Source organism: Maribacter sp. (genome assembly GCF_049667165.1).
GTDB lineage: Bacteria > Bacteroidota > Bacteroidia > Flavobacteriales > Flavobacteriaceae > Maribacter_A.
Map to the genome: position 1 here is coordinate 1 of NZ_JBATHS010000386.1, position 3,845 is coordinate 3,845.

General features: G+C 41.9%; 3 protein-coding genes. 1 reads left to right on the forward strand and 2 read right to left on the reverse strand.

All coding sequences use genetic code 11. From position 1 onward, the window contains the following. A partial coding sequence (locus WBM98_RS17405; RefSeq protein ID WP_424367290.1) for an FAD-dependent oxidoreductase occupies positions 1–787 on the forward strand: 787 nt, incomplete at its 5' end. A 309-nt stretch (positions 788–1,096) separates the two neighbouring features. Here the strand turns inward: WBM98_RS17405 and WBM98_RS17410 are convergent. Beyond that, the gene (locus tag WBM98_RS17410) at positions 1,097–3,226 is read right to left on the reverse strand and encodes a molybdopterin cofactor-binding domain-containing protein (protein WP_424367291.1); all 2,130 of its coding nucleotides are present in this window, start codon (positions 3,224–3,226) and stop codon (positions 1,097–1,099) included. Beyond that, on the reverse strand, positions 3,223–3,705 hold the full coding sequence (locus WBM98_RS17415) for a (2Fe-2S)-binding protein (protein ID WP_424367292.1): 483 nt from the start codon (positions 3,703–3,705) through the stop codon (positions 3,223–3,225). Before WBM98_RS17415 ends, WBM98_RS17410 begins: the two co-directional genes overlap by 4 nt. Between the last annotated feature and the right edge of the window lie 140 nt (positions 3,706–3,845).

A 3,845-nucleotide genomic window follows, 5' to 3' on the forward strand; every position in this document is an offset into this window, starting at 1 on the left:
CAACATGGCGAAGCAAATTCCAGGGAAAGAAGAATTTTATGAAACCATTCGTTATTTCAATAAGCAATTGGAATTACATCATGTAACTGTAAAATTAAACACGCGAGTACAGGCCGAAGATCTAATAAAGGGGGATTTTGAGGAGGTGATCTTGGCGACGGGAATAAAACCAAGAACCCCAAATATCGAAGGAATCGATCATCCTAAAGTCTTAAACTATATTGATGTTTTAAAGTTGAAGATGCCTGTTGGCAAACGTGTTGCCGTTATTGGTGCAGGCGGTATTGGTTTTGATGTGTCGGAGTATCTCGCACACGAAGGTGAAAGCACCTCATTACATATTGACGCTTGGCTAAAAGAATGGGGAATTGATAAAACCATGAAGGCTCGAAGTGGAATTGAAGGGGTAACGGTAGAGGTTCACCCATCCCCAAGGGAAATTTTCATGTTCAAACGTAGCAAGGGTAAATTTGGTGGGAAATTAGGCAAAACTACGGGTTGGATTCATCGTTCTACTTTGAAAAAGAAAAAAGTACAGTTTATCAACCAGGTGCAGTACACAAAAATCGATGATGAAGGCTTGCATTACGTTCAAGATTCTGTCCAAAAAGTGTTGGCCGTAGATACTATAATAATCTGTGCAGGTCAATTGCCATGTAAGGAATTATTGGCCCCCTTGGAAGCGCAAGGTATAAAAGTGCATGTAGTCGGAGGTGCGGATATTGCCGCCGAATTGGATGCGAAACGCGCTATAAACCAAGCCAGTAGGTTAGCGGCAATTATTTAGCTATGTTATAATTAAAGTAACTATTGATCTTATTGATTTCCATTCCACACTCCTGCCTACGCCAAGGCTGCAGTAGGCAGACAATGACCTCCCTCCTATTCGCCTAAGCAGAAAAAGCTTATGCCTCCGCTAAAATGTTCTGTGGTACGCGGAGGGAGGGCGGGCACGAGACAACACATCCCCTACTGGCGGATGATAGAACATTTTACAACTAATAGCCAAAAGCGTCTTTTCGTACTATTTTATAGAGTTTCAAATATATTTAAGTAACCGGTTGTTAATCTTTTAAAATTTTATACTTAAAATCAACTAGCTTATGCCTGCCAAAACCCTTTTAGGTGTGATCGGCATTCTGTTCACACGTGCACCGCAAGCATCAAAAACCGCATTGGCAATCGAAGCTCCTACACAGATAATGGCAGGTTCCCCTCCACCTTGGGGCTTTGCATCCATTTTATTTAGAAAAACACAAGTGATTTCCGGCGTTTTTGAAAAACGGGTAAATTCATAATCATTAAAATTATTCGTTTTCATATTTCCCCCATCAAAAACTATTTCTTCATATAAAGCATAACCAATTCCCATGGTTATGCATCCTTCTGTTTGTAGCATGGCTCCATGTGGATTAACGACCTGACCCATATCCTGGGAACAAACTACCCTAATTATATTTACGGCTCCGGTTTGTTTATTTACTTCCACTTCTGAGATTAGGGCAACCAATGTCCCTGCATCCTGACCCAGCGCAATGCCATAGCCATGCCCTGATTTTTTCTTTCTTGTCCAACCAAAAGTATCGGCGGCCAACTGCAAGGTTGCGACCATGTTTTGATCTTTCAGGTTAGTCATCCGGAATTCAAAAGGATCTATTCCGGCGGCATGTGCCATCACATCTATGTGCGATTCCCGCGCAAAAGTGGTCGTATTATTTCCCGGAGCCCTCCATGCGCCCGTACCAAAAGGATGAACATCACCTTTGTTGAACATACGTGTTCGATGGTTCGGAATATCGTAAAAAAGATTTGTTCCTCGTGTTCCTGCACAATAGATATCAAAATCCCAGGCGGTTAATTTCCCTTTGGTATCGATCCCTGCACCCACATTTACCACTGCGGCCGTCCTAAATCTGTCGTAGAGAAATTCTTCTTTCCTACTAAAAGCCAATTGGACGGGTTTCCTGACCTTCCTAGCGATTAACGCGGCCTCTATGGCCTGACTGTTAAACGATTTTCCTCCAAAGCCACCCCCTAGAAAAATTTGTTTCACATGTACTTTATCCTCCGGCATATTCAATTCCTTGGCAACCTGACTTCTTGTACCAAAGGGTGATTGGGTAGATACCCACATGGTGAGTTTATCCCCTTCAAAATAGCAGGTCGCGGCATGCGTTTCGATACAGGCATGTGCCTTGTACCCATCCAGATATTTGGCTTCGATAAATTCTTTTGAATTGCTTCGGCCACTTTTTAAAATCCCTCCTTCTTCAAATACCTCGGATTCTTTAATCTGCTCCTCAAGATAGGCGAAAATGGTGTCTTCATTGACGTTCAATTCAGGGGATTTCCAGATAACTTCTATGCTTTTCATCGCCTTATTCGCCACTTCGGGATCTTCATGTACCACAGCGACCAAATTATCTATTTCAACAACCTCCACCCCTTGGAACTTTGATAATCCGGAGGCGTCCACACTTAATTTTTCAGATCCAAAAACCTCGGGTCTGACTACCTTGGCATAGACCATTCCAGGTAATTTAATGTCCGCCGTATACTTAGCCTTTCCGGTCACTTTTGCCTCGGCATCCAAGCTTAAAATAGGCTTGCCTATTATTTTGAAATCTTTTGATTTTTTTATTTCGGGTTTATCTTTTAAACTCTTTACAATCTTTTGGCCTTTTGTTAATTCGGCATAGGTCACTTTTTTGGATGGATCATTCTTTGCGTAGACCACACCCTCCTTTACTGCGAGCAATTCTTTGGGGACTCCTAATTTTTCCCCAGCCAATCCAAGAAGTACTTCCCTTGCTTCAGCAGCAGCGGCCCTAATCACAGGATCTGTAAATCGCGTAGTAAGTGAACCCCATGTTCCCCTATCATAAGGACACAGTTCGGTATCGCCCATCACCATATCCACTTCATAAATAGAAACTTCCAGTTCTTCCGCCAAAACTTGTGCCAAAGAGGTTATGATTCCCTGACCCATTTCGATTTTGCCGGTATAACAGGCTACCCTACCATTTTCCTTGACACGCAAATAGGCATTGAAATTCAAATCTTCAACCAAAGACGAGGAACTTGCGTTCAACAATGCTATATCGCCCAAACAAAAAGTCACTATAATTCCACTGCCCAGATTCTTAATAAACTGGCGTCGATCATAAACCGGAGCTTCGTATATATCATTAAAAAATGGGTCGTTCTTATTAGAATCTCGTTTCATAATTTCACCTTTTTATCGATTTCTTTAGAGGCCGTTTGAATGGCATCTACAATACGGTTATAAGCCCCACAACGACATAAATTCGCATCCATACCATCAATGATCTCTTTTCTTGTAGGTGCGGGATTTTTCTTTAGAAGACCGAAGGCATTCATAATCATTCCTGAAGTACAATACCCGCACTGCAAAGCATCATGGGCAATAAATGCCTTTTGCAAAGGATGCAATTCGCCGTTACCGGCTAGCCCTTCTATAGTGAAAATATCGGTGCCGTCAAGGTCTTCTGCAAGTATCATACAAGACCGTACAGCTTCATTATCCAGCAATACCGTACAAGCACCGCACTCCCCTATTCCACAGCCATATTTTGTTCCTGTTTGATCGAGATAAGTTCGAATGACCGTCAAAAGTGATTCATCGCCCTGAACATCCACAGTTACGGATTTCCCATTTAATTTAAAATTGATAGACTGCTTCATTGCTTTCATTTTCGTATAGGCCAAATACCTAAAAGGTGACTATTAAAGTTAGCAACTATTTCCTTCATTCGCTTAAATATCAGGCAGTTTTGCATGTAATTTAGAATGATTCAACTGGGATTAATCCCATTCCACACACC

Excerpts from the sequence above, each read along its gene's own strand:
- WBM98_RS17415 (WP_424367292.1), bottom strand. The coding sequence starts at position 3,705 with ATGAAGCAGTCTATCAATTTTAAATTAAATGGGAAATCCGTAACTGTG.
- WBM98_RS17410 (WP_424367291.1), bottom strand. The coding sequence starts at position 3,226 with ATGAAACGAGATTCTAATAAGAACGACCCATTTTTTAATGATATATAC.